Raw genomic sequence first — 26,134 nt, 5'->3', positions numbered from 1 at the left:
GTGATTGTTCCTGTGGAAAATTTCTTCCCTCTTGTCGGGAACCCTTGCAAGACCTCCCCGGGTAAGAGCTATAACCTTCCTCCCATATAACTGCTGTATTTACTGTATGGAATTCGTGCAGTATAGGACTTCGTTTTGTAATGCAAACTCATCCGTTCCAATTCAGCCTTATATACAGTTTCTGTTCGTCAGTTCAGGATTTTGCCTTAGGCTTCCTTCAGATTCCACCTCACGGTGGACACCCTTGCCATTAGCTAACAGTTCCTACTGCCAGGCCTGTAGTGGACTTTCACCACCAAGTTATAGCCCATGCCGGGCACACATTAAAAGAAGCTTTCGCTTTAAGCGAAAGCTTCTACTTTATTAATTTCCTTCGTTTTCTGGGTCATCCATTTCATCTTGGAACATGTCATCTTCTTCACCATTGCCACCATTACCACCGTTTTCACCATTTTGCTCTTGCTGGTCTCCACCATTTTGTTCTTGGTTTCCACCGTTTTGATCTTGCTCTTGATCTTCAGTGGCACATGCCCCTAGAGTTCCTAATACTAAAAACGCTGCCATCATTAGTTTGAGTAATTTCATATTTTGTACCTCCTAAAGTTGTATTTCTCAAGAATATTGTTACCATATTTTTATCTTTTATCATGGTTTTGGTAAATTTTTTGCAAAAAAATAGAACTTGCTACGATAATAGCGGCAAGTTCCTTATTTTTCTTCATTCGGATCGACTACTGCGAACATAATTTCAGCTTCGCAAGCCATTTCACCATCAACGGTTGCAACAGCCTTCGCTTTACCAATCGGTCCTTTTAGACGAAGCATTTCAACATCTAGTTTTAGACGATCGCCTGGTTTTACTTGGCGTTTGAAACGACATTTATCTATGCCGGTAAACATTCCGAGCTTCCCTTTGTTTTCTTCTTTTTGTAAAATCGCAACAGCTCCAACTTGTGCTAGAGCTTCCACAATTAATACGCCTGGCATTACCATGTATTCTGGAAAATGACCTTGGAAGAATGGTTCGTTTGCAGTTACGTTTTTATATCCGACTGCACGCTTTCCTTCTTCTAATTCTTCAACTTGATCAATTAGTAAAAAAGGATAACGATGTGGAATAATCGATTTGATTTGTTCAATATCTAGCATTGTTTTCCTCCTTAGCAGATTACTCACCTTGTATATAACTCCACATGTCTTTCCAAAAATCTAAGCTACGGACCGTGTCTGCATCTTCACCGTCGCCAAGCTTAGTATAGCCGACATCTAATCCTATATAAAAAGCAGCAAAGCATAACACTATGATTAAGACGACGCGAAGCCAAACGGGAATAAAACGAATTCTTGAACTAATAAATCGTCTGACTGCCCCCTGTTGTTTGCGTTCACTTTTGACTTCTTTACGTTTCTTCTTTTGTTTAGGGGTATCCTCTTTCTCTGCTTGCTTACTCGTCCTTATGTTCTTTTGTTCTTCTGAAGCCATACATAAACCTCTATTCTCAAAAACTAATAATTTATCCGTCTCTATTTTAATAAAATTTATGATCGCATGCTACCAATGAGACCCATCATCTGATCTCCGATTGAGATAGATCGTGAATTAAATGAATAGGCACGTTGAGATTCTAATAAATCGGTTAATTCCTTTCCGATATCCACATTAGAAGACTCTAGTGCACCAGTCATTAAGTTAGCCTCTTGCGGATCAACCTCTGCTAAAAGCTGCTCAGCTGGCACTCCTAATCCCGCTTCATCAATTCGGAATAGGTTATCACCAGTAGCTTCAAGAGCGCGTGGTTGATCGATATCAACGAGTTGTAGGGTTGCTTCTATTTGTCTATTTCCATTTCGGTCAACTTGTACGCCACCATTTTCGGTAATGGTGATCTCGTCAAAGTCACTATCTAATATAATCGGTCCGTTCTGTCCTTGAACTGGGAGGCCTTCACCAGTTGTGAGCATGACTTGTTCATTTCCATTAACCGGTTGCAGGTAAAAATTACCTGCTTTTGTGTAACGCTCTTCCGTTTGTCCATTGTCTAACGGTGCGTTAACGACAAAGAAACGCTCACTGTCTTGGGTGGCTACATCTAATGCGCGACCTGTTTCCTGAATAGTCCCTACGTTCATATTCGTGTTAGTATGTCCCATTTTAGCTCCAGACCCAACGCGAATTCCGTCTGGTGTTAATCGAGGTGCATCGGGATCACCATTGTTTAAGTTATTCACTTGTTGGAACAATAAAGATGAAAACTGAGCGCTTTTTGATTTATAGCCATGTGTATTCGAATTAGCTAGATTATTTGACGTTAAATCCATTCGTTGCTGTAGTTGATTCATGGTAGTCGCGGCGTTTAACATATTTCGCATTAGAAAGTCCCCTTTATTCAGCGTTAATTAATACGCCCTACTTGGTTAGCTGCAATGTCCATGCTTTGATCGTATGTTTTGACCACTTGTTGATTGATTTCAAACAATCGATAGGAACGCATCATCTCCGTCATGACTTGTTCTGGGTCCACATTAGATCGTTCTAACTGACCTTGTTCAACTCTGAAATTAACCCCAGCGGTTGTGTGAGCATCTTGTACCGCTGCGCCTTCATTTCTAAAAAGGTTGTTGCCTTCTTTTACTAAGTCGTTTGCATTCGGGTGATAGGCAATCCCTAGCAATGTCGTGTCAAACGGCGAAATGACCTGTCCGTTCTCTGTCACTTGGAATTCTTCAGTGCCGGTTTGAATTCGATTTTCATCTGCATCCAATACATAGTGTCCATCCGCTGTTGTTAAATAGCCTTCTGAATCAACAGTGAAGTTCCCATTTCTCGTATAGCGAACATCCCCATCTTCATTTTGAATCATATAAAAATTAAATCCGTTCTCGTCTGGCATTTCACCATTTACAAGAGCTAAATCCGTTGAAAACCCGGTCTCGCGTACGTCACCTTGTTTGAAAAGCGGTGTATCTTCTTGCATATATACACCTGTATTAATCGCCCCTACTCGGTGATTATTTGGAAGTTTCAAGTTGTTTTGGGTTGGGATGTTTTGACTGTCATAGGCTCGGATGAGCATCTCTGGGAATGCACGTAACGTTGATCGGTCGGATTTAAATCCTGGTGTCAATGCATTGGACATATTATTAGATAATGTATCTTGATATCGTTGTTGCGCAATCATGCCGGCCCCTGCTGCGTTATAGCCTCTTAGCATTATGTGCGCCTCCTTTGTTTATGTATAGCCAAGGCTGCGTGACTCCCTAGTTAATACTTGAGGGATTCCTCACGGCTGCCTTGGCTCGTCTTTTGGCTTCTATGAATAAGCTTTTAAAATTTTTTATTAAAAAATGTTTAAGAACCAACTTTAGCGATTTTGTCGATATTTTCAAGCATGATGCCTGTTCCTTTGGCAACACAGTGCATTGGTTCTTCGGCGATGAAGACTGGTACTTTAAGTTCTTCAGCCATTAGTTGATCTAGTCCGTCTAGCAGTGCTCCTCCACCTGTTAGGATGACACCACGATCGATGATGTCAGCTGAAAGTTCTGGTGGTGTGTTTTCAAGGACTTGTTTGGCTGCTTGAACAACAAGTGAAACTGATTCGCGAAGAGCGCCTTCGATTTCTTCTGATCCGATTGTGATCGTGCGTGGTAGACCTGATACGAGGTCACGTCCGCGAATATCAATCGTTTCATTGCGTGAGCCTGGGAAGACGGTTGCAACGTTGATTTTAATGTCTTCTGCTGTGCGATCGCCGATGAGTAATTTGTATTTGCGTTTGATGTATTGTAAGATTTCTTGATCGAGCTTGTCACCTGCTAATTTAATGGATTCTGAAGTGACGATGTCTCCCATTGAAAGCACAGCGATATCTGTTGTACCGCCTCCAATATCAATGACCATATTTCCGCTCGGTTGGAAGATATCCATTCCTGCTCCGACTGCGGCTACTTTTGGCTCTTCTTCTAAATAAACTTTCTTTCCACCGCTCTTTTCTGCCGCTTCTTTGATCGCTTTTTGTTCAACTTTTGTAATGTTCGTTGGACAGCAGACGAGAATACGTGGTTTTGAAAACATGCCTTTAACATTAATTTTACCGATAAAATAACGTAACATGGCTTCTGTCACGTCAAAATCGGCAATGACACCATCTTTAAGTGGACGGATGGCTTCGATGTTTCCTGGTGTACGTCCGACCATGCGGCGAGCCGCCTGACCGACCTCAAGAACTTTTCCTGTATTTTTATCCATTGCGACAACGGATGGTTCGTCTAAAACAATTCCTTTTCCTTTTACATGAATCAGTACATTGGCTGTACCTAGGTCAATTCCAATATCTCTAGCAAACATGAGTTTATTACTCCCCCTACACGTGCGAAAATATAATACTCTATTGACATATTTTATCACTTTTCTGATACGGTGTCACACTGTTTTTCGATTGACAGCTTGGTTTTTTATTGAAACTTGTCCTAATTGTGGGCAAAACGTCGAAATTTGATGTATTACTAAAGAATATTTCGTTCATAATGTAGAATTTTTAATTCATACTAAACAATTTATAGCCCTTACTAAATAAAATTTAAGTTTAACTAAACTTGTCTAATTTAACAAAACATAATAAACTAAAAATACAGAATATTCAGATGTTGTTTGGGGAGGTTATTATATGGAAACGAATGTGATGGGCCAGCTAGACAAGTTATTAACTCGTGCTCGTCGTAATACGCTTGGGGATTTGTTAACACGGACGCGCGAACGGAATCCGGATAAGTTTGCAATTGCTTACCAGGGTGTTCGATTAACGTATGCGGAATTGGATGATTTGGTCAATCAGACGGCGTATGCGTTTCGTGGTGATGGCGTAACAAAAGGTGACATGATGACGGTGATGTCTAAGAATAGTCTTGACTTTGTCGTAGTCAACTTTGCTCTAGCCAGACTTGGGGCTGTGATGATTCCGATCAACTACATGTTAACGGAGGACGATGTGTCGTATATTTTGCAACATGCAGGTGCAACTGGATTTATAGCGCCTGAGGAGTTTGCACCGGTTTTAGAAAAATCTAAAGGTGATCTTGACATTAAATTTCGCTATTTAATGGAATTCCCTAAGAATCAACCTGTATATGAAGTTTTGCAGGAATGGAAACCGCTGTCGCATATTCAACAAAATCAGCCTAATGAATTAGTCGATGAGGATATTGAAGATGATGATTTAGCCCACGTCCTTTACACAAGTGGGACTGAATCGCGCCCTAAAGGGGTGATGCTGTCTCATAAAAGTATCGTTAGTGAATACGTCAGTTGTGTTGTGAATGGGGATATGTCGGAAAAAGATGTTTGTATTCACGCATTGCCGCTCTACCACAGCGCTCAGCTTCATTGCTTCTTAGGTCCAAGTGTTTATTTAGGATCGAGTGGAATCATTTTAGATGCAGCGACTCCTGACGTCATCTTAGAAACGATAGAGCGTGAAGGTATCACCCAACTATTTTGCCCACCTACTGTATGGATTGCACTTCTCCGCCACCCTGACTTTGATCAACGTGATTTATCAACCTTAGAAAAGTGTTATTATGGGGCAGCTATTATGCCTCGTGAAATTTTAAAAGAATTGTCCGAACGACTTCCTAAAGCTCGCTTTTACAATTTTTACGGACAAACAGAAGTCGCTCCTCTTGCTACGGCTCTTGGACCTGACGAGCAGATGACGAAATTAGGCTCAGCTGGTAAACCAACCTTGAACATGCAAACTCGTATTGTCGATGAAGATGATATTGAGGTACCTCGTGGCGAGATTGGTGAGATTGTACACCGCACGCCTCATGCGATGAAAGGTTACCTTCACGATCCAGAAAAAACTGCTGAAGCATTTAAAAATGGCTGGTTCCATAGTGGTGACCTTGGTGTCATGGATGAGGAAGGATATATCACAATTGTCGACCGTAAAAAAGATATGATTAATACAGGTGGCGTCAATGTTTCTAGTCGAGAAGTTGAGGAGATGATTTATCGACTGGATGGTGTTTCCGAGGTAGCAGTGATTGGAATTCCAGATGAATACTGGATTGAGGCAGTTACTGCAATTGTTGTACCTAAGGTTGAAACAGATCTTAAAGCAGATGAAGTCATTGAGTTTTGCCAACAAAAACTATCAAAATTTAAAGTTCCTAAATATGTGGCTTTTGCTGATGAACTACCGAAAAATCCGAGTGGTAAGGTTTTAAAAAGGGATTTAAGAGAAAAATATAAAGAGCTTAGCCAACAATAGCTTTATGAAAACGTCCTCGCTAAATAGCGAGGACGTTTTATTGTATATTCCAGAATTGTAGGTCATACTTATACGCGATTTTCGAGATTTATGCGCGAAAATTATATTATATGCGCACTTTCCATGATTTATGCGCGATTTTTTAAATTTATGCACATTTCAGTCAAACAAGCCCATTAAATTTCACATTTTTTCGTTTTTTTCCTAAGGGTTTTATGCTAGTCTTTTTATAGAGTAAAGTCGGTGGCAATCACTCAATCAAACATTTGATTAACATCGATTAGGAGGAAGCCAGATGGACAAAAAAAGCATTGGCCTTTTTATATTAATAGGTGTAGTAGCTCTAGCAACCTATTGGGTTAATCAAGATGATAAAGACCAATCGAATCATTACTATGTTTTTAATTTAGATGGGGAATCAGAGAATTGGGATTTAAACCAATATCAAATTGAGCTCGTCCCAACGAACCAGACAACTGGTGGCGGTATGCTTCACCATACTGGGGATGATGGTCCGATTGTTGATAGTTTAAATTTCCGCGCAATGGCGATGATTGATGGAGTCGAAGTCACCTTACAGTCTAACTCTGTCCACGAACCAATAGATGTTTCAGAAGTCAGAATTGACTTAGTCAACAATTCACTATTTAAACCGAATGGAGATCCAGTTATGTTCGATGATATCGAAAAAATCTATGCGGTTGTGGAATGGCTCGATTCTAGCGGAGAATATCAAGAAGAACGTCTTGAATTATATGAATATAAACAATAAAGAGTGCCCGTCACGGGTACTTTTTTTAACTTGATATAAAGATCGATGGTTATGTAAAGGTGACAGGCGTTGGTTTGTCTAAACCTTTGTTTGTTCTCGGTACTTTTTGCGCGTCGCCTCCCCACCCCGTATATGTCGAATTGACTTATGGTATTCTAAAACTTCCTTGACCTCTTTGGCTAAGGCTGGATTGATAGTTGGGAGCCTTTCTGTTAGATCTTTATGCACGGTACTTTTTGATACTCCGAAATCTTTCGCTATTGTTCGTACCGTTTTCTTTGATTCTAATAGATGCTCCGCGATTCGGATCGTTCTGTCTTTGATGTAATCGTGCAAACTCCTCGCCTCCTGATGTACCTCTAAAGATGTGATGGTACAGTTTATTCAGGAAAACAAGGAAATATGTTAGCGAGTTAGTGAGTTCTGTTATATATCACATTTTTATGTAAGTCAACACGAAAAAATCCTCGCCCAATAAATTTGGCGAGGATTTTTTGGTACCTTATTCAAATTCTGGATTTACTGGTTCACCGTCTTCAAGGAGTCTGAAGTGTACTTTCGTTACTTCTTCATCTCCATAGACGTTTGTACCAGATACGCCAATCACATCACCCTGAGTTACTTCGTCACCTTCATCCACAGATACTTCTGATAAACTTCCGTAGTAAGTCGAGCGACTCTCATCGTGTTCAATCTCAACAACTTGACCTTCTAAATCATCATCGTAAACCGATGTTACCGTTCCGCTAAGGGCAGCAATAACTTCAAATGGTTGTCCATCTTTAGAAGTTATATCGACACCTTTGCTTTGACGGTAAGTGTTGTTGTAGAAAATAAGTGCATCTTCTTGTTCCTCTTCTGAAGCTTCGGCGTCATAAAATTTTGTAATGATTTCAGCTTGATCCCCTAACAGAGTCGGCATCACTAAATCTTCCTGATCCGCTACGACTGGTACTGATTCTTCTTCACCGTTGTTGTCTGCAACTTGGCTTGGGTTTTCCTCATTTTGTGTTCCATCTTCTGTTACATCAGAAGCTTGGAATTGATAAACCATAACCCCTGCTAAAATCACAGCAACTAGAGTGATGTAAAGTGCTGGGTAGAACCAGCGTTGGCGCGTCAAGCGTTTCCACTTAGATTGGCGCATTAACTGCCTTTCTTTTTCATTCATTTTCATCACCTCAGCAACATTCTGAACGAAAAGAAAGAAATATATACATGGAACTTAAAAATTTTTTTGTAAAGCTGATTAATATTTACGATTGGGGTAAACTAATGAGATTTTTCAGTTCAATGGTGTTGGATTTAGTAGAAAATTAGGGAGTTTAGAGTAAATTGATTTGAACTGTTAATAGATCTCCTTAAACTATTAAAATCTATTAAATCGAGGTCAAAATGCGAAACAATGATCGGGCCTGCGTTGCTCTGCGCTAATTAATTCAAAGACATATCACCAGTAGCATTTGTGGCCAACCCTGACACTAGATCGTCTAAGAACAGCTTGAGTTATCAAGAGTGGGTCATATAGCTCGTTTAAAAGCTACTTACACACTTTGCCCAAAAAATATTGTAAATTATTTGAATATTATGTATTATTTACTTAAAGAGATACGTCGAATCTAAGCGGAAAAGCATTATAAAAGTTGGTCGGATTACTAGTTTTCGATTTGATCCAGGAAATGGTTCGGGAATAAGAAGTGGAAATGGTACAGGTTCAAGAAACTTTTCACATGCATACAGAACAAACTCTTTGAAGACATATACAACCTCGGGACAAGCGATTAGTGCTGACTATGGTCCTGGAGCAACAATAAGCTATTAATAATGGGGATGGAAAACCATGAATTTGCACAGCAACCGAATCCTATTTATGGTAGCTGGCATACTAATGATGATCATTAGTACGCTGGCCTACAGCTTTTCTATAATGAACCAGGCGAATGAGGAAGTGACTCAAAATATTACAGATTTCTCAAGAGGTAGCTATGATCTTCTGATTCGTCCAGAAGATGCCCGCACGGAATTGGAACATCAACTAAATCTTGTAGAGGAAAATTATTTAGGGGTTGGAAAAGGCGGTATCAGTTTAGAAGAATGGACCGATATTAAAAATCATACGGATGTTGAAATTGCTGCCCCTGTCGCCTCTATTGGTCTGTTTACAGCTCTTGACCGAACATGGATGATGGAAAAGGATCCTGTTGAACCCGTTTATTATGAAGTGGAATACAGTACTTCGGACGGGTATCAAGATTATACCGCTCAAGAGAAGACGTTTATGTATGATTTTGGTGAACCCCATCTTCGGTTTGGATCTAGTTTTGACGTAAGCAGTTCTTATTTTGGAGAGGATCTTGCGACTTTTAATTTCCCTGTCTCTTACCATCAAGTTGTTGCTGTTGACCCAGTAGAAGAAGGGAAATTAATTGGGCAAGATTTTTCTCCTTTAAAAGAAAGGGCATTTGATCCTAACACAGGTTATTTTGAGGGAAAAGAAGGGTATGCCTCAATCATGACACTATCTGATGCTTCTGTTCCTGTGGAAATACGAGTTACTGTTGATGCATTAGAACCATTGACCGATTCGGAGCTGGCAGAAATATACGATCATTCTGTTGAAGGGAATCCAATTTTGACAATGGCAGAGTTCCCTGAAGAATATGCAGAATTAGTTGAGGAGTATCTATCGCCCAAAAGACTACATAATCCTAAGACGCTAGAACTGTCTCCAAGTGACAATCATTTTCCTTTCTCTGAAGGTATATTATATGTAACAGAAGACGGAAAGTTATCTATTGGTGAGCCGGATGATCTTCCTCATTATGGTCAAGCATCTCATTATACTGCTCAACGAATAAAATTTAATCTGGAGCCTGTAGACTATATTATCCGGGAAGATGGATCATTGGCAGTGGAGCAAGTTGGATTAGATGATTATTATCAAGCACCGATTTATCGAGAAATGCATGAAGAAGTAATTTACGAGGTAGATGAAGAAAATAAACCGCTGAACGATAATTAATTTTTTGCATTTGTGGAAAATGGCACCTACTCGATTTCAGAGCATGAAAATCAATTAGCATCTTCCCCTTTAGGGATTTATGGTGGAGAGACTCCTTACCTAAAAAGTGATGAAACTGTTACCCTGCATCCATCTGCTATTGCAGGCAGCTATATAACAACACCTGCACATGGATTGATTTCACTGGAATGGGCTGAAAGGGTGAAAGGAGAAGATCCAATTGATGCAATTCGTGTCAAAGTTGCGGGCATTGATGGATATGATCAGGCTGCGGCAGAATTAATTGAGTCGCTTGCTAATGAATGGGAAGCGCAGGGTTATACGGTAGATATTGTTGCTGGAGCATCTTTAACCGAAATGACCGTCGATGTAGAGGGCATTGGTGAAGTGAATCAGCCTTTTACCACACTAGGTGCTGCCGATCAAATTTTGCATAGCTGGAATGCCTTACAATTATTAATCACGATTCTTTTCTTTTTCGTTGCATTTACATTTATCCTGTTTATTTTTCATCATATGCTTAAAACAAGACAGAAGGATGAAGCTTTATTAGCACAGCTTGGTTGGTCTGCTAAGCATATTCGTTATTTGCGATTAAAAGAATGGTCGAGACTGCTTTTGATCCCTATTGTGATCACATTACTTATAAGTAGTTTTATTGGTATTCGGACAGGAAATAACACGATGCTTATCTACAGTGTTATTCTCAGTATATTAGTGCTGATATGCTATGTCATTGCGTTCCAGTTAGTGAAAAAGAAAAACAGTCAAGTTGTATTACTTGGGAAAAGCATACTGACTCAAAATATCTTTTTTCATTTTCCACAGATTCTTGCTGCATGTATACAGATCTTGATCATTACGTTGATGACTAGCTTTCTTCCATTTTTCCTTCTGCAATTCATTGGAAATGTTACAGAAACAAGGCTAGGTGTGTACATACATGGAAATATTGAGGGAATATTTCTGGTGATGGTCGTTCTCTTATATATAGTGGGAATAATCACTGTTATTCAATCGTTGTCCAATCTATGGAGAGTGCGAAAGAAGGAAATTTCTCTATTTAATACTATTGGCTGGAATAAAAAGAAAATAAAACAATATTTTTTGAAAGAAGTTTTGATTTGGGGTGGTATAGCGACGGGTTTAGGTTGTATGATAAGCCTTATTGCTCTAGCACTCGTAGTAGAATTATCTTTCCATATCATTGCAGGTAATATTATTTCGATACTGCTTATTTTAGGACTTACTTTACTAATTGCAAATCAATCTATGAATTGGTTCTTTTTTAGAGGGGTAGATGACCGTGCTTATCAAGATTAAGAATGTAACAAAATCCTATCAATTAAACAAGGAAAAGGTGCACGTATTAAGAGGGATTGATTTTGAAGTTGCATCAGGCGATTGGCTGACGATTACGGGACCGTCCGGCTCAGGAAAGACAACGCTATTGAAAGTCTTATCTGGCATTGAACAACCTGATGAAGGATCTATTATGATTGGTGATTTTCATATTTCTGAGGGGTCAGAAGAGGAAAGAAGAAATTTCCGTAGAGACAATATAGGCTATATATTTCAAGATTTTCAGTTATTTGAGCAGTTTAACCTCTTATTAAATGTGATGATACCTTTATTGCCATATGAGAAGAAGGAGCAGATTGAGAAAAAAGCAAAGGAAATTCTGGCTAATGTAAATCTTTCACATCGAGAGAAGCATCGTCCTGCTATGGTTTCAGGGGGAGAAAAACAACGAACAGCGATTGCAAGATCCTTAATCAATCGGCCCAACATATTGCTTTGTGATGAGCCAACAGGAAATTTAGATGTTGACAGCAGAAATCACGTAATGTCTATACTCAAAGACCTGCAAAAAGAAGAGATAACAATTATCCTTGTAACCCATGATACAGAGTTAAGCACTTACGGAAACCATTTATTTGAAATGCGTGACGGACTGTTAACAAGAAAGCAGCACTCTTAATTTTTGAAGCGAAACGCTCTGAAAAAAGATCGGTACCGTATAATCACTACGGAGTTCGTTTGAGGTGATTACTTTTTATAAGTGTGTCAGGCTTCTCTTATTGCGTTTATGAGCTCTTTTTTCAAACATATGAGCCCTTTTCATCCATTTATGAGCCAAAATATATGATGATTGTTACAAAAACAAGATTTTATGAGCTCTTTGAAACCGTTTATGAGCTCTTAACCCACTTCCACATGAAATCTTAAAGTGAGTTTGGCCGTGTAAGCGAAAGAAGAATGAAACCGAACTCATAGGTGTTAAATCCACCCTAAAGTTCGGTCTTCTATTCCGCTTTTACTTCATGGCTCTTAATGATCCCATCACATCTTGAATAGAGGAGATTTCAACACCTTGATAGTAATGCTTTACGATTTCTTGATAGCTTTTACCTTCTTCAGCCATGCCATTTGCTCCGTACTGGCTCATGCCGACTCCATGACCGTAACCTTTAGTCGTAAAAATGATGTGATCGCCCTTTTCCTCAATCGTAAAATCATTCGACCGTAAACCTAGTAATTCTCGAACATCCCGTCCTGTAAATGTTTTACCGCTGATGGTAATCTCTTTAATCCGATCACTTTCGGTTCGAACCGTATTCGATACCGTTATGGCATTTGAATCTAATCCTAGTTTTTGAATGACTTCTTCTCTTGGGATAATTTGCTGCTCTAAGTATTCCGGAGATTGTTTATCCCACGGACTGTTGACCATCTTTAAATAAGGGATTTCGTTCTGCCAATAGTCCTCTGCGTTTTCAGTATACCCGTTGCTAGTAGAGAAAAATTGTGCAGTAATAGGATTTCCACTATAAGTAATGATTTGTCCTTGTGTTTCCTGAACAGCCTGCTTAATTTTGTTGATTTTCCAAGAATAATCAACACCCCAAGCACTTCTGAGTTCATCAAGATTTTTATACACTTGGTGTTCAACTGTATCGGTCACGTGATATTCCGGGTCATCTCCACTATCTACTAGAATTTGAGTAATATAAGTTCTGGCGGCTAGTGCCTGTGCTTTGATCGCTTCCAGTTCGAAACTGGCTGGAACTTCCGCTGCTACAACTGAAACAACATACTCTTCTAATGGCACTTCCTCAACTTTTTCTGATGAACTTCTCATGACCTGAACGGTTGGCTGATCTCCCACCTCTAATTCAATATCTTCTGTTTCATTCAAATCAACTGACTCTGATGCAGCATTTGAAAATGGTACAACAATTAAAGCAGGTAAAACTGTAATTACCGTGATTAATATGGCAACTAATACGACGGTTTCACGTTTTATATTCATAGCGACAGCTCCTCCTCTGAGTTAACCTGTATCTATCAATATAATTATTCCCAAGATCAAATTAATAGAACCAAAAAGTAGATTTATTTAGTTAAGTTAAGGAATAACTATACTGAAGGGCTGTCTATCATATCTCTTTAAATAAAAAAAAGCGGCCAATAGCCGCTTTTTATCATTTATTAACTAGATTGTGCCATGGAATCATTGACAACTTGGTCTACTTCTTTACTTTCCTCAATGACGCGCTCAATGTCAGCGCCTAATTCCCTCAATTTGTCTTCAAATTTTACATAACCACGATCTAAATGTTTTAATTCTGTCACTACAGTACGACCTTCTGCTACTAAACCAGCGATAATTAGGGCTGCTGCTGCGCGTAAGTCAGTTGCCGCTACTTCGGCTCCCTGTAACTCTGAAGGTCCTTCTATAATTGCACTGCGTCCCTCTATTTTTGCTACTGCATTCATGCGTCTGAATTCTTCAACGTGCATAAAACGATTTTCAAATACAGTTTCAGTAATGACACTAGTACCTTTAGCTTTCATTGCTAATGCCATAAATTGAGATTGTAAGTCAGTCGGGAATCCTGGATATGGTAGAGTCTTAATGTCCACCCCTTTTAGATTGCCGTTTCCAACTACACGTACACTATTCTCATACTCTTCAATCTTCACACCCATTTCTCTCATTTTAGCAATAAGAGAACGTAAATGATCTGGAATAGCACCTTCTACGATTACATCTCCACCAGTCATCGCAGCTGCTACCATAAAAGTACCAGCTTCGATACGATCAGGAATAATTGTGTGTTCTACACCTTTTAACGTTGGCACACCTTCAATACGAATGGTTTCTGTACCAGCACCTACAATTTTTCCACCCATTTGATTAATATAATTAGCTAAATCTACTATTTCAGGTTCTCTAGCACAGTTTTCAATAACGGTTGTGCCTTCTGCAAGAGCGGCTGCCATCATAAGGTTTTCAGTTGCTCCTACACTAGGAAAATCTAAATAAATGCGTGCACCTACTAGTTTTTCAGGAACAAAAGCTTCCACATATCCATTCCCAACGTGGATTTTCGCTCCCATTGCTTCAAAGCCTTTTAAATGCTGATCAATCGGACGTGATCCAATTGCACAACCACCAGGCATCGCTACTTTTGCATGCCCAAAACGCGCTAATAACGGGCCTAAAACAAGAACAGAAGCTCTCATCTTACGCACGTATTCAAAAGGTGTTTCAGTTTTAAGTTGACTAGAAGCATCAATCGTTAATTGATTTTCAGATTTAAAAATATTTATATTCATGTATCGTAATACTTCACTGATTGTATCAACATCGGCTAAATCAGGAACCTGATTGAGTGTACTTTTCCCTTCACTAGCCATTATACTTGCTGCAATTACTGGTAGTACGGCATTCTTTGCTCCCTCTACTTTCACCGTGCCACGTAATTGGTTTCCTCCAGATACTATGATTTTTTCCAAGGTTTTTCCCTCCGTGTCGATATTCCGTATGTTATTTAATATTCAATAACGAGGATAGGTGTTCCAATTGTTATGATATTTTGATCATTTCCTTGTTCCCTAATCGCAAATTGAATATTGATCGATTCATTGTCCAATGGTATATATTGTTCGAATTGTTTAGTAGTTCCACTTACAACTTTAAAATTTTCTTCATTCAATACATTAGTCGTTTCAACTTCAAAATAGTTACTGATTTTATCAATCATAAAATTACTATTAATTTTAACATCTGTTCGCGATTGAAAACAAGAGTATATTTGTCCGTTTTTAAAAAAATGTCGAAATTTCGGATCCAACATACGATCTTGTAGAATTTTTTTAGTTTCGTTACTCCACCCATTACTTTCAAATTCATATATCACTTTTACCCTATTTTCATCTAAATAAACTGTACTAAATTTTTCGTTGATACCGTTTCTTTTTTGACTGTTTACTTCTTGGTTAGAAATAAATGAATTGGCTTCTTCTTCATTACTAACAATATGCATAGTAACATTTACTAGATTTATATCCAAGTCTTCTTCTACGAAAAACTGCTCTAACTTTTCTATCGTTTCTACATCAGCTAATAGAGAATTACTAGATTGATAGAATAACGAAATCGTTAAAAAAAATAATATGGCTATTGAAATCCAACGCATGGCTTCGTCCCCCTTGGAAAAATCATTTGTTACAAGGATGGACAAAGCCAGGAACATTTATACACTTAAAATAAATTTAAAGTAAATGTTGTAATTGTCTTGACCAATTAATGAAATCGATAAAAAAGTTACTTACCGTTGATCCAATTACGATGGCTAACATCATAAAAAGTATTCTACTTTCAATGACTCTATTCTTTTTAAAAATTTGTTCTAGCTGTACAGCTTCTAATACCTTCCAAGCAAGCACTATAAACATAATATGCATCATCATAAAAATGATTGAATCAATCGCTAAATCTGTAAACATGTTTACACCTCGTTAATCTAATTCTACATTTCCCGGGTAATATCGACACTAAACCTAATTATTTCTTGAAATTCCACTATTTCTGTTCTTTATTAAGAATATTCTGTTTTTAAAACTAAAGACCCGACGTAAAATGTCGAGTCTTCATCAAATGTTTATCTGTTTTCCGAAATATCAATACGATTGACTGCGCGTTGTAGAGCTAATTCCGCACGTCTGTGATCAATGTCTTCTGATTTTGCTAGGTTCAGACGTTGTTCTGCGCGTTCTTTAGCTCGCTTCGCACGATCAACGTCAATTTCGGAAGGTTGTTCTGCTGCTTGTGCTAGGATTGTCACTTGTTCTGGTCTTACTTCTACGAATCCACCGCTAACAGCAAGATAGTCCGTTTGACCATCCTTTTTTAAGCGTACTGCACTGATTGTTAGTGGAGCAACTAATGGGATGTGTCCTGGTAAAATACCAAGCTCTCCACTCTCTGCTCTTACACTAACCATTTCGTATGAGCCTTCAAGTGCAGGGCCGTCAGGAGTGACAACACTCACATTTAGTGTTTTCAAACTTACCCCTCCTTGGGCACGCAACAAGCGGTGAGTCATTCACCGCTTATGCTCCCCTTATTACTGTTCCATTTGCTGAGCTTTTTCAACAACTTCTTCAATGCGTCCTACTAGACGGAATGCATCCTCTGGTAGGTCGTCATACTTACCAGATAAAATTTCTTTGAAACCTTTAATAGTTTCTTCAACTGGCACGTATGAACCTGGTTGTCCTGTAAACTGCTCTGCAACGTGGAAGTTTTGAGATAGGAAGAATTGAACACGACGAGCACGAGAAACCGTTAGTTTATCTTCGTCTGATAATTCATCCATACCTAAGATTGCGATAATATCTTGTAGTTCTTTATAACGCTGTAGCGTACGCTGAACTTCACGAGCTACTTCATAGTGTTCTTCCCCTACAATATTAGGGTCAAGAGCACGAGAAGTTGATGATAGTGGGTCCACCGCTGGGTAGATCCCTTGCTCAGATAAGCTACGCTCTAAGTTAGTTGTCGCATCTAAGTGTGCGAAAGTTGTTGCCGGTGACGGGTCTGTGTAGTCATCGGCAGGTACGTATACAGCTTGGATTGAAGTGATTGAACCTTTATCAGTAGATGTGATACGTTCCTGTAACTGACCCATTTCCGTTGCAAGTGTTGGCTGGTAACCAACGGCAGATGGCATACGGCCTAGTAGTGCCGATACCTCTGTACCTGCTTGGGTAAAACGGAAAATGTTGTCAATGAATAATAGTACGTCCTGACCTTCTTCATCACGGAAGTACTCTGCCATTGTTAGACCAGTTAATGCTACACGCATACGAGAACCTGGTGGCTCGTTCATCTGACCGAATACCATGGCTGTTTGTTTAATTACTCCTGAATCGCTCATTTCGTGGTATAAGTCGTTACCTTCACGAGTACGTTCACCTACACCAGCGAAAACTGAGATCCCGCTGTGCTCTTGGGCAATGTTGTTAATTAGCTCCTGGATTAGTACGGTTTTACCTACACCCGCACCACCGAATAGACCGATCTTACCACCTTTTACATATGGAGCAAGTAGGTCTACTACTTTAATACCTGTTTCTAAGATTTCTGTTTCAGTCGCTAAGTTTTCAAACTTAGGTGGTTCACGGTGAATTGGGTCACGACGTACCTCTTCTGGGATGTCTTCTCCTAAATCAATGTGGTCACCTAATACGTTAAACACACGACCTAAAGTAGCTTCACCAACTGGTACAGAGATTGGGTTGTTTTTGTTAATGACTTCAGCACCACGAACAAGTCCGTCCGTAGAACCCATCGCAACTGTACGTACTGTATCATCACCGAGGTGAAGAGCAACTTCAAGTGTTAGTTCATCGCGGTATTCATCACCAGCGATCACTAGGGCGTTATATATTTCAGGTAAGTCGCCACTGTCGAACTTTACGTCAACAACTGGACCCATTACCTGTGTTACGCGTCCTTTACTCATCTTTTTCCCTCCTCACGAATTCATTCAATCCGTTATTCTAGCGCTGCTGCACCTGCACTAATTTCGGAAATTTCTTGTGTAATTGCTGCCTGACGTGCACGGTTGTAAGAAAGTGTTAGATCATCAATGAGCTCACCTGCGTTATCTGTTGCGCTACGCATAGCGGTCATACGTGATGCGTGCTCACTTGCTTTACCATCTAATAATGCACCGTAAACAATACTTTCCGCATATTGTGGCAATAGTGTCTTTAGAATTTCTTCTTCTTCTGGTTCATACTCATATGAAGTTAGATTCTTGCCTTCAGTATCGATATCCGTTAATGGCAATACTTTCTTCTGAGTAACCTCTTGTGAAATCGCACTGATGAAATGGTTGTAGAAAATGTGTAACTCATCAATTTCACCGTCTGCAAAAAGTTTTACTGCATAGCTTGCGATTTCTTTAATTTCAGCGAAATCTGGTTGGTCTGGTAAGCCAGTAACATCTTTAACGATCGGCAAACCGTTCTTCTTACAAAATTCGCGACCAATTTTACCAATAGGTAGAACCGTGTACTCATCTTTAGATGAATGTTCTTTTTGAACCTTTTGGTAAAGGGCACGTAAAACGTTACTGTTGTAAGGACCTGCTAAACCACGGTCTGAAGTGATCACGATGTAACCTGTTTTCTTAACAGGACGTGACTGTAACATCGGATGGTCAGCACCAGTGTTTCCGCCAGCAATACTAGCAACAACTTCTTGAATTTTCTCCATATATGGAACGAACTTTTTAGCGTTTTGTTCTGCTTTATTTAGCTTTGAAGCAGATACCATTTCCATTGCGCTCGTAATCTTTTGTGTACTTTTCGTAGAATTAATACGATTTTTAATGTCACGAAGCGATGCCACTACGTCTCACCACCTTTTTTCGAGACTTCATCATCATTACTCACTTACCGCAAATGAATTTTTAAAGTCTTCAATTGCTTTGTTGAAATCTTCTTTTTCTGGTAAGTTTCCAGTATCGCGAATATGCGCTAAAATTTCAGGCGCATGCTGATCTAAATAAGTGAATAGTTCAGCTTCAAAACGTTGAATATCTTCGATTGGTACATCATCTAAGTAACCGTTAACTAGTGAATAGATGATGGCTACCTGGTATTCAACTCGTTGAGGTTTATTAAGACCTTGTTTTAGTACTTCTACAGTACGCTGACCACGGTTAAGTTTCGCTTGTGTAGCCTTATCAAGGTCTGAACCGAACTGCGCGAATGATTCTAGCTCACGGAATGAAGCTAGGTCTAGACGTAGCGTACCTGCTACCTTTTTCATCGCTTTAACTTGCGCGGAACCACCAACACGTGATACCGAAAGACCTGGGTTAATCGCTGGGCGCACACCTGAGTGGAATAAATCAGATTGTAAGAAAATCTGACCGTCCGTAATCGAAATGACGTTTGTAGGAATATACGCACCGATGTCCCCTGCTTGTGTTTCAACGAATGGTAGGGCTGTTAATGATCCGCCACCTAATTCGTCGTTTAATTTCGCCGCACGCTCTAGTAGACGAGAGTGTAGGTAGAATACATCCCCTGGGAATGCTTCACGACCTGGTGGGCGACGTAGTAATAGTGAAAGTTCACGGTAAGCTGCAGCCTGTTTAGAAAGGTCATCGTATGCAACTAGTACGTGTCCACCGTTATACATGAACTCCTCACCCATTGTTACACCTGCATATGGTGCTAGGAATAATAATGGAGCTGGGTCAGAAGCACCTGCATTAATAATAATTGAGTATTCTAACGCACCATTTTTACGTAACGTTTCAACGAATCCTCGTACAGTCGATTCCTTCTGACCGATTGCTACGTAAATACAGATCACGTCTTGATCTTTTTGGTTAATAATTGTATCCATCGCAATCGATGTTTTACCAGTCTGGCGGTCACCGATGATTAACTCACGCTGTCCACGACCGATTGGTACCATCGAGTCGATGACTTTAATACCTGTTTGTAGTGGCTCGTGTACTGATTTACGTGCCATTACTCCTGGTGCTGGTGATTCGATTGGACGAGTTTTGCTCGTTTCAATTGGGCCTAAACCGTCAACAGGTTGACCTAATGGATTTACAACACGTCCTAATAATTCTTTACCAACTGGAACCTGCATAATACGTCCAGTACGGCGAACTTCATCACCTTCACGAATTTCTGTAAACGGTCCTAGGATGACAATACCTACGTTGTTTTCTTCTAGGTTTTGCGCCATACCCATGACACCGTTTGAAAACTCAACTAGCTCTCCAGCCATAACGTTGTCAAGGCCGTGAGCACGTGCGATACCGTCACCGATTTCGATAACTGTACCGACTTCGTTTGCCTCAACTTCAGAATCATAGTTTTCTATTTGCTGCTTAATAAGCGCACTAATTTCTTCTGCTTTGATGCTCATCCATTTCACCCCTATCTTTACTTGTTTGCAGTCACTAACTTCTGTTCTAAGCGTTTAAGCTGTGTTTTAACAGTTCCATCATAAATTTCGTTTCCGATTCGGATTCTGACGCCACCTAAGATGGATGGATCCACGATATTGTTTATACGAAGGTTGTTAATCATCATTTTCTTCGCAAACGTTTCTTGGATTTGTTTCGTTTCTTCTTCTGTTAACTCTCGAACAGAATAAACATCAGCTTCTGCAATTCCTCTTGCTTCGTTTTTCATCTTAATAAACTCGCTGACCAAGTCCTCAATTATATCAACACGACGTTTATCGATGAGTAAAAGTAATGTATTTAACGTATCTTGTGAAACGTCTTTAAAAACGTTACGTACGAATTCTTTTTTCTTTTCTCTAGAAACACGAGGGTTATCTAGGAATTGATTTAACGTTTCATCATTTTTAAACACATCTGAAATAACTAAAAGTTCTTCTTCTAATTGATCTAAATTAGATTTTCCTTTACCAATTTCAAACAAGGCTACGGCATAACGCTTTGCTACTACTGATTGACTCATTTCGATTCGCCTACTTCTTTTAAGTATTGTTGAATGAGTTCGTCTTGTTCATCTGCAGAAAGTTCTTTTTCAATAACTTTGCTAGCAATTTGAACAGAAAGCGTAGCCACTTGTTCTTGTAAAGCCTGAACTGCTTTGTCGCGTTCTTGAGCAATTTCCTCACGAGCACTTTCTTTGATGCGCTCTGCTTCATTTCTAGCATCTTCTAAGATAGAAGACTCTTGTGTTTTCGCCGTTTGTTTAGCGTCTTCAATGATCTGGTGTGCATTTTGACGAGCGTCTTTTAGCTCTGCACTTGCTTCGTTCATGAATCGTTCAGCTTCTTGACGATTTTTCTCAGCAGTATCTATCTCATTCGCAATATGATCTTCACGCTCTTTCATTACTTTCATTAATGGTCCCCAAGCAAATTTCTTTAAAAGAGCCAATAGAATAATGAAGATAACTAATTGCGCAACCATATCACCAACATTAAAACTTGCACCTAAAACCAAGTTGGTATCTAACACAGCCTTCACTCCTTTCGGCTAACTCCTCACATTTTCTCAGTATGCCTTTGCAATTAATAGAAGCCCAATCTCGTTGGAGTTTCCATCTCTTTTAAACTAATAATCTTTAATTAAGCATACACATAAAGGAATGGCGAAGTTGGTTTAATGTAACTTCGCCATTTAATTGTTCGTCGTTAAAAACTACATAGCCATAAATGCAATTACGACTGCGATGATTGGAAGCGCCTCAACTAACGCAACCCCGATAAACATTGTCGTTTGTAATGTACCGCGTAGTTCAGGTTGACGTGCGATCCCGCTTACTGTACCGTTTACGATTAAACCGTTACCAATACCTGCACCTAGTGCACCTAATCCTACTGCGATTGCAGCTGCTAACATATTCATTATGAATTCCTCCTCAAGATATATTTATAAAATAGATTTGATTGCAACATCGTCATTTGACGAGTTATTTTATTCAAATACTTAGCTGAAGCTAAGTACTTAATCACATAATTAGTGTTCACTGCTCACTTTGTGAGACATGTAAACCATCGTTAACATCGTAAAGATGAATGCCTGAATAGCACCGATAAAGATACTAAATCCTTGCCAAGCTATCATCGGGATAAAGCCACCAACTAACCCCGCGACAGTACCTGATGCAACTAAACCTGCTAGTAGAGTTAATAAGATCTCACCAGCGTAAATGTTACCGTAAAGACGTAGACCTAACGTCAACGTGTTAGCAAATTCCTCAATGATTTTTAACGGGAATAAGAACGGTAATGGACGGAAATAATCTGCAGCGTATTCCTTCGTCCCTTTCATTTTCACACCGTAATAGTGTGTTAAAACGACCACCATCGTAGCCAACGTTAATGTAATACCAGGGTCTGATGTAGGTGATTTCCACCAAAGTACGTGGTCAAATGTCACCATTGTGATAACCCCAAGTAAGTTGGAAACGAAGATGTACAATAATAGAGTTAAACCTAATCCCATAAAGCGTCGTCCAGTTTCGTAATCCATCGTGTTTCCTATCATATCTTTTACGAATTCGACGATCCACTCCATGAAGTTTTGGAAGCCTGTTGGTTTGAGTTGTAAACTTTTACTTGCTGTCACAGCGAGTATGAATACAATCACTGATGCAACCAACATCATGAGCACGTTTGACAAGTTGAAATCCAACCAAGGTATTCCAAACACGTCATGCGCCATTGGATTTTTGTGATCCACTTCATTCACCTCTCTTCCTCGTGGTTAGTTCGGTTTGAGTAAAAAAATAATCTATGATAATGACCAAATAAGGTGTCATTAAACCAATCATCACAGCAATCATGTTAAATATTTCAGGATATTGTAAAGCGACAACCGCCGCTAAAGCAGCAGTGGCGAATCGTGTTAACATCCCTAAAGTACGTTTTTTCTCATCTTGTTCGACAACACCTTGTCCAATTCGATTAATTTTGACTTGTAAAAGCCATAAATTAAACGTACTGATCCCAGTACCTAAAATCAGACCGGCAAATATGGTTTGATAGTCTGTAAATCCCCATCCGCTAACAAAAATTGCTAAAATGTAAAACATCCATTTGAGTTGGCGACTGACCATGTATGTATAATCTTTCATCCTAATCGTCTCCTAAAAACTTTTTGACCAACAGAATCATTCCATACACGCCTGAAGCCAAACCAATAAGTAAACCTATGATTAAAAATAATGGGGGCGTACCGAAGTAACCATCTAGCCACCTTCCAATAAGGATTCCAACGATGGTCGAACCGGATAAGTAACTTAAAATACTCGCAGTGATTGCCATTCCTTGAAGTGGATGTTTGTTCAGAGTTACCACTCCAATCGTGAGTTCAGTGGAAAACTTTTTCTAACCTAGTAGAAAAATCTTGCAGATGGCAAATATTCAAAGATAAATAAACTCTCAAAACATTTGCCCACACTAAATTAGATTACAATACGAGTATTTTAAAGTCAATTGTAAATACATAGAATTTGAAACAACTTTGTGACAAAAATCACATAAATTTTGAAAACGCTTTACTAGCGCTAGAATTCAGGTAAGTAAATTTCTTTTTCTTCGTATAAAATTTCGCCTTCTTGTTCAATTTCAAACACTACTTGATACTCACCTTTTGGTAATTCGTTTATTTCGAACTCTTTTTCGAAGACCCCTTTTGACAGTTCTGATTCAGTGAATAGCTCTGTTGCTTGTAAATTTTTAGGATCAATAAGCGTGACTGTTAATAGGTCGATAGGCTCATTCGTATAAAATCTTAATGTCACACGCTCATTTTGAAAAGGTGCCATGTCTAATTCTAAACCGGTAATTCTTGGATAATCAGATGTCTCATTAATAAATAAATATGGCAAGTGCTTTAAATCGTCATTCAGCTGAACTTCTATATATCCTTCTTTAGTCCCTTTTTCTAAACGATCTGGAGTTATGTTCGCACTAATATTAAACGTCCTTTTTTCGTTTGGTCCTATCGTTGTGTTTAATGGCAGGTCCCAAACAATTCCTGTTTCTCTTTTTGGAATATTAAATTTTACTGATAAAGGGTTACGATCATTATTGGTGATCGTAATCGATCGTTCAACCTGCTTTAAGCTATCTTCTATTTTCCCGAAATTTAATCGATTGTGATCGATGGTATATTTTTGAGTAATCGCTTTTTCTGTATCGACAAATCCCGTCCCTTGTTCAGAAGGTGATAACTCTTGATCACCTATTGTGAACAAATTCGTTGATGATAGAAGGCGAGATTTTATTTGTTCGGGAGTATCGTCGGGATAAGCTTGCTTGATTAATGCTGTTACACCTGCCACATATGGTGCCGCCATGCTTGTTCCCTGGAGAGAAGCATATCCATCAGGTACGGTACTTACAATTTCTACTCCAGGTGCGATTAAGTCTGGTTTAATTGTCCAAGTCGAAGCAACTGGGCCTCTTGAACTAAACGGTGCTAAAGCATTCTTAACCGTTTGATAATCTGTTTTTAAATATTCATCTCCTTGCATAAGCTGTTCCGCTTCTTCTTCTGTTACATAAGCGGTTGGAAAAGATGCTTCAACCCATTCCCATTCGTTAGGGTCGTCATTTGATTCGTTATAGAATAACGCAGCCGTGACGCCTTTCTCCTCTAATTGTGGAATTAACTCATTGTATGGTGTATCACCTTTTTTCATTAACACAACACGGTCATGAATCGATTCTTCGAGTTCGTCAACCGAATCAATAGCTATTAGAGGCTGGTCTCGTTTAAGCTCCCATTTTGGTGAAGAAGGAAGTTGCCGGACTGGGATTTTTTCTGAATCGTGTGTGGAAATTCGGGCAATGGTTTGTTCCGTAATAGCAGCACCGACGGAGATTGCTTTTTCTGAAGTTGCAGGCGAACCAACTGTCCAGTCTTCTGGTCCACTATTTCCATTTGCGACGACCACAATTTTTCCGAGGTCAACTGCTTTATTTACCGCCCTTGTCATTGGGTCATCTGGACTATTTGTCTCGCTTCCGAGCGATAAGTTAATAATGTCCATATCATCTTTTACAGCTTGTTCTAGTGCTGCAATGACTTGTGCTGTTGACCCAGCTCCCCCAGGGCCAAGAGCACGGTAAACAAAAAGATCCGCTTCCGGTGCAACTCCTTGCATCGTTCCGTTTCCGGCTATAATCCCTGAGACGTGTGTTCCGTGTAGGGTTGGCATCCCTTCATCAGGCTTAGTTTCCATTGGGTCTTCATCAAAGTCTACAACATCAAACCCACCATGATAGCTTTTTTCAAGATCAGGATGTTGATAATCAACTCCTGTGTCAACGACTCCAACTTTAACACCTTTACCAGTAAAAGGCATACTGCTCGGGTGATAGCGAGCACGTTCTGGATGAATATCTTCTTCAGATTTTGATATCTCTTGAGGTACGGAATAGGACTGAACTGGACTCATCTTATTAACGAACGGTTCATCATGCAAATCCTTAACATGTCGCTGTTTTCCTGTTACCACAACTGCTTGCATCAACGTATCGTATACGTACTCTACTTCTATAAAAGGATAGTATTCTTCGATGTACTGTTTTGCTTCTTCAGGATCATTTTCTACTTCCATAATCCAAGTTGCTTCTTGAGCTTGTAAGTAGGAAGGCATACAGAGTAGGATCGTAAGTGTGATGAATGTGATGATTAGCCGCATAAACTCGCACCCCTTTAGTTGGTTTTAGTTTTATTGTGTGGAAAAAAAGGTAAGTCATGCTTGAGGTGAGATAAATTGTTTATGACAGTTTTGTTACCGATGAAAAACATCATCTTTTGAGATCTTTTACAAAAGGTTTGATAAGTTTTACTAACAAATTGAAAAAACCGAGCATGTCCATGCTCGGTCAGCTTGTAGAGAAACCCCGTGTTTTTCTACAAGCTTTTTTAGGTTAATAAATAGATATCTCAATAATTTATGTCTATCACAACCTTAATAATAAGAAAAAGACTCTCCTCTACCTAGACCACACGGTCTAGGTGGAGGGCAATCTTCTTCATGTTCTGACAAGCAGCTGTCATAAGCGCTTGCTCTCGAACATTATCCCTTCCACGCAAACGACAATAGCGCAGCCCATGCAGTTCTTTTGAATCTGCGAAGCTACGTTCGACTTTCTCTTTTCGCATTCGATATATCCATTTACCTTCATTCGAAAGACGGTTCTCTCGAACTTTATCTTTACTATCTTCCCATACATGGCGT

General features: G+C 39.4%; 29 protein-coding genes. 5 read left to right on the top strand and 24 right to left on the bottom strand.

Annotated elements, in window-relative coordinates:
• Positions 1-363 precede the first annotated feature (363 nt).
• The 6 genes from BMY57_RS13100 to BMY57_RS13075 all read right to left on the bottom strand — a co-directional run bounded on the left by BMY57_RS13100 (position 364) and on the right by BMY57_RS13075 (position 4,348).
• A complete protein-coding gene (locus BMY57_RS13100) occupies positions 364-585 on the bottom strand; it encodes a hypothetical protein (RefSeq protein ID WP_091775160.1) in 222 nt (73 codons plus the stop codon).
• 123 nt (positions 586-708) lie between these two features.
• Positions 709-1,149 (bottom strand): 3-hydroxyacyl-ACP dehydratase FabZ, encoded by a 441-nt coding sequence (fabZ, locus tag BMY57_RS13095; protein ID WP_091775157.1) that lies wholly within the window; start codon positions 1,147-1,149, stop codon positions 709-711.
• A 19-nt stretch (positions 1,150-1,168) separates the two neighbouring features.
• On the bottom strand, positions 1,169-1,483 hold the full coding sequence (locus tag BMY57_RS13090; RefSeq protein WP_091775154.1) for a DNA-directed RNA polymerase subunit beta: 315 nt from the start codon (positions 1,481-1,483) through the stop codon (positions 1,169-1,171).
• 56 nt (positions 1,484-1,539) lie between these two features.
• The gene (locus tag BMY57_RS13085; protein WP_091775151.1) at positions 1,540-2,370 is read right to left on the bottom strand and encodes a flagellar hook-basal body protein; all 831 of its coding nucleotides are present in this window, start codon (positions 2,368-2,370) and stop codon (positions 1,540-1,542) included.
• 23 nt (positions 2,371-2,393) lie between these two features.
• Positions 2,394-3,212, bottom strand: coding sequence for a flagellar hook-basal body protein (locus tag BMY57_RS13080; RefSeq protein ID WP_091775148.1), 819 nt, complete (start codon positions 3,210-3,212; stop codon positions 2,394-2,396).
• 137 nt (positions 3,213-3,349) lie between these two features.
• Positions 3,350-4,348 (bottom strand): rod shape-determining protein, encoded by a 999-nt coding sequence (locus tag BMY57_RS13075; protein ID WP_091775146.1) that lies wholly within the window; start codon positions 4,346-4,348, stop codon positions 3,350-3,352.
• 319 nt (positions 4,349-4,667) lie between these two features.
• Here BMY57_RS13075 and BMY57_RS13070 point away from each other — a divergent pair, with 319 nt between their 5' ends.
• Both BMY57_RS13070 and BMY57_RS13065 read left to right on the top strand, forming a co-directional pair.
• Positions 4,668-6,272, top strand: coding sequence for an acyl-CoA synthetase (locus BMY57_RS13070; RefSeq protein WP_091775143.1), 1,605 nt, complete (start codon positions 4,668-4,670; stop codon positions 6,270-6,272).
• A 295-nt stretch (positions 6,273-6,567) separates the two neighbouring features.
• Positions 6,568-7,044 (top strand): hypothetical protein, encoded by a 477-nt coding sequence (locus BMY57_RS13065; protein ID WP_091775140.1) that lies wholly within the window; start codon positions 6,568-6,570, stop codon positions 7,042-7,044.
• Positions 7,045-7,122: 78 nt separating this feature from the next.
• On the opposite strand, the gene spoIIID is transcribed toward BMY57_RS13065, so the two are convergent.
• Positions 7,123-7,380, bottom strand: coding sequence for a sporulation transcriptional regulator SpoIIID (spoIIID, locus tag BMY57_RS13060; protein ID WP_091775137.1), 258 nt, complete (start codon positions 7,378-7,380; stop codon positions 7,123-7,125).
• A gap of 166 nt (positions 7,381-7,546) precedes the next feature.
• On the bottom strand, positions 7,547-8,215 hold the full coding sequence (locus tag BMY57_RS13055) for a M23 family metallopeptidase (RefSeq protein WP_175615270.1): 669 nt from the start codon (positions 8,213-8,215) through the stop codon (positions 7,547-7,549).
• Between the two features lie 669 nt (positions 8,216-8,884).
• Here BMY57_RS13055 and BMY57_RS13050 point away from each other — a divergent pair.
• From BMY57_RS13050 to BMY57_RS13040, 3 genes are read left to right on the top strand one after another with little or no spacing between them, the layout of a single operon-like run.
• Positions 8,885-10,066, top strand: a complete 1,182-nt coding sequence (locus BMY57_RS13050) for a hypothetical protein (protein WP_143063839.1) — start codon at positions 8,885-8,887, stop codon at positions 10,064-10,066.
• A 12-nt stretch (positions 10,067-10,078) separates the two neighbouring features.
• Entirely contained in the window at positions 10,079-11,389 is a 1,311-nt protein-coding gene (locus tag BMY57_RS13045) for an FtsX-like permease family protein (protein WP_091775128.1), read from the top strand.
• Complete coding sequence (locus tag BMY57_RS13040; protein WP_091775125.1) at positions 11,373-12,047, top strand: ABC transporter ATP-binding protein; 675 nt, start codon at positions 11,373-11,375, stop codon at positions 12,045-12,047. The genes BMY57_RS13045 and BMY57_RS13040 overlap by 17 nt, the downstream gene beginning before the upstream one ends.
• Before the next feature lie 336 nt (positions 12,048-12,383).
• On the opposite strand, the gene spoIID is transcribed toward BMY57_RS13040, so the two are convergent.
• The 16 genes from spoIID to BMY57_RS12960 form a co-directional block, all read right to left on the bottom strand.
• The gene (spoIID, locus tag BMY57_RS13035; protein ID WP_091775122.1) at positions 12,384-13,379 is read right to left on the bottom strand and encodes a stage II sporulation protein D; all 996 of its coding nucleotides are present in this window, start codon (positions 13,377-13,379) and stop codon (positions 12,384-12,386) included.
• A gap of 179 nt (positions 13,380-13,558) precedes the next feature.
• Positions 13,559-14,869, bottom strand: coding sequence for a UDP-N-acetylglucosamine 1-carboxyvinyltransferase (gene murA, locus BMY57_RS13030; protein ID WP_091775118.1), 1,311 nt, complete (start codon positions 14,867-14,869; stop codon positions 13,559-13,561).
• 35 nt (positions 14,870-14,904) lie between these two features.
• Positions 14,905-15,552, bottom strand: a complete 648-nt coding sequence (locus BMY57_RS13025) for a YwmB family TATA-box binding protein (protein WP_177176391.1) — start codon at positions 15,550-15,552, stop codon at positions 14,905-14,907.
• Between the two features lie 76 nt (positions 15,553-15,628).
• On the bottom strand, positions 15,629-15,862 hold the full coding sequence (locus tag BMY57_RS13020; RefSeq protein ID WP_091775112.1) for a DUF1146 family protein: 234 nt from the start codon (positions 15,860-15,862) through the stop codon (positions 15,629-15,631).
• 155 nt (positions 15,863-16,017) lie between these two features.
• Positions 16,018-16,422: a F0F1 ATP synthase subunit epsilon gene (locus tag BMY57_RS13015; RefSeq protein ID WP_091775109.1), complete on the bottom strand. Its 405-nt coding sequence runs from the start codon at positions 16,420-16,422 to the stop codon at positions 16,018-16,020.
• A 60-nt stretch (positions 16,423-16,482) separates the two neighbouring features.
• Positions 16,483-17,883: a F0F1 ATP synthase subunit beta gene (gene atpD / locus BMY57_RS13010; RefSeq protein WP_091775106.1), complete on the bottom strand. Its 1,401-nt coding sequence runs from the start codon at positions 17,881-17,883 to the stop codon at positions 16,483-16,485.
• 32 nt (positions 17,884-17,915) lie between these two features.
• A complete protein-coding gene (gene atpG / locus BMY57_RS13005) occupies positions 17,916-18,776 on the bottom strand; it encodes an ATP synthase F1 subunit gamma (RefSeq protein ID WP_091775103.1) in 861 nt (286 codons plus the stop codon).
• Between the two features lie 36 nt (positions 18,777-18,812).
• The gene (gene atpA / locus BMY57_RS13000; protein WP_091775100.1) at positions 18,813-20,321 is read right to left on the bottom strand and encodes a F0F1 ATP synthase subunit alpha; all 1,509 of its coding nucleotides are present in this window, start codon (positions 20,319-20,321) and stop codon (positions 18,813-18,815) included.
• Between the two features lie 17 nt (positions 20,322-20,338).
• Positions 20,339-20,884, bottom strand: a complete 546-nt coding sequence (locus BMY57_RS12995) for a F0F1 ATP synthase subunit delta (RefSeq protein WP_091775098.1) — start codon at positions 20,882-20,884, stop codon at positions 20,339-20,341.
• Positions 20,881-21,393 (bottom strand): F0F1 ATP synthase subunit B, encoded by a 513-nt coding sequence (atpF, locus tag BMY57_RS12990; protein ID WP_246247411.1) that lies wholly within the window; start codon positions 21,391-21,393, stop codon positions 20,881-20,883. The genes BMY57_RS12995 and atpF overlap by 4 nt, the downstream gene beginning before the upstream one ends.
• 183 nt (positions 21,394-21,576) lie before the next feature.
• Complete coding sequence (atpE, locus tag BMY57_RS12985; RefSeq protein ID WP_091775096.1) at positions 21,577-21,783, bottom strand: F0F1 ATP synthase subunit C; 207 nt, start codon at positions 21,781-21,783, stop codon at positions 21,577-21,579.
• Between the two features lie 111 nt (positions 21,784-21,894).
• Positions 21,895-22,620, bottom strand: a complete 726-nt coding sequence (gene atpB / locus BMY57_RS12980; RefSeq protein WP_091775162.1) for a F0F1 ATP synthase subunit A — start codon at positions 22,618-22,620, stop codon at positions 21,895-21,897.
• A gap of 1 nt (position 22,621) precedes the next feature.
• Positions 22,622-23,014 carry an ATP synthase subunit I gene (locus BMY57_RS12975; RefSeq protein ID WP_091775094.1) on the bottom strand — a complete coding sequence of 131 codons (393 nt, stop codon included), beginning with the start codon at positions 23,012-23,014 and terminating at the stop codon, positions 22,622-22,624.
• 1 nt (position 23,015) lies between these two features.
• Positions 23,016-23,204, bottom strand: a complete 189-nt coding sequence (locus BMY57_RS12970; RefSeq protein WP_091775091.1) for an AtpZ/AtpI family protein — start codon at positions 23,202-23,204, stop codon at positions 23,016-23,018.
• A 242-nt stretch (positions 23,205-23,446) separates the two neighbouring features.
• Positions 23,447-25,591, bottom strand: a complete 2,145-nt coding sequence (locus BMY57_RS12965) for a S8 family serine peptidase (RefSeq protein WP_091775089.1) — start codon at positions 25,589-25,591, stop codon at positions 23,447-23,449.
• Between the two features lie 302 nt (positions 25,592-25,893).
• A partial coding sequence (locus tag BMY57_RS12960) for a transposase (RefSeq protein WP_177176390.1) occupies positions 25,894-26,134 on the bottom strand: 241 nt, incomplete at its 5' end.

The organism is Piscibacillus halophilus (genome assembly GCF_900110685.1).
GTDB classification, from domain to species: domain Bacteria; phylum Bacillota; class Bacilli; order Bacillales; family Alkalibacillaceae; genus Piscibacillus; species Piscibacillus halophilus.
The sequence above is the reverse complement of the archived record's forward strand: the minus strand, read 5'-3'. Positions and strand labels throughout refer to the sequence as shown.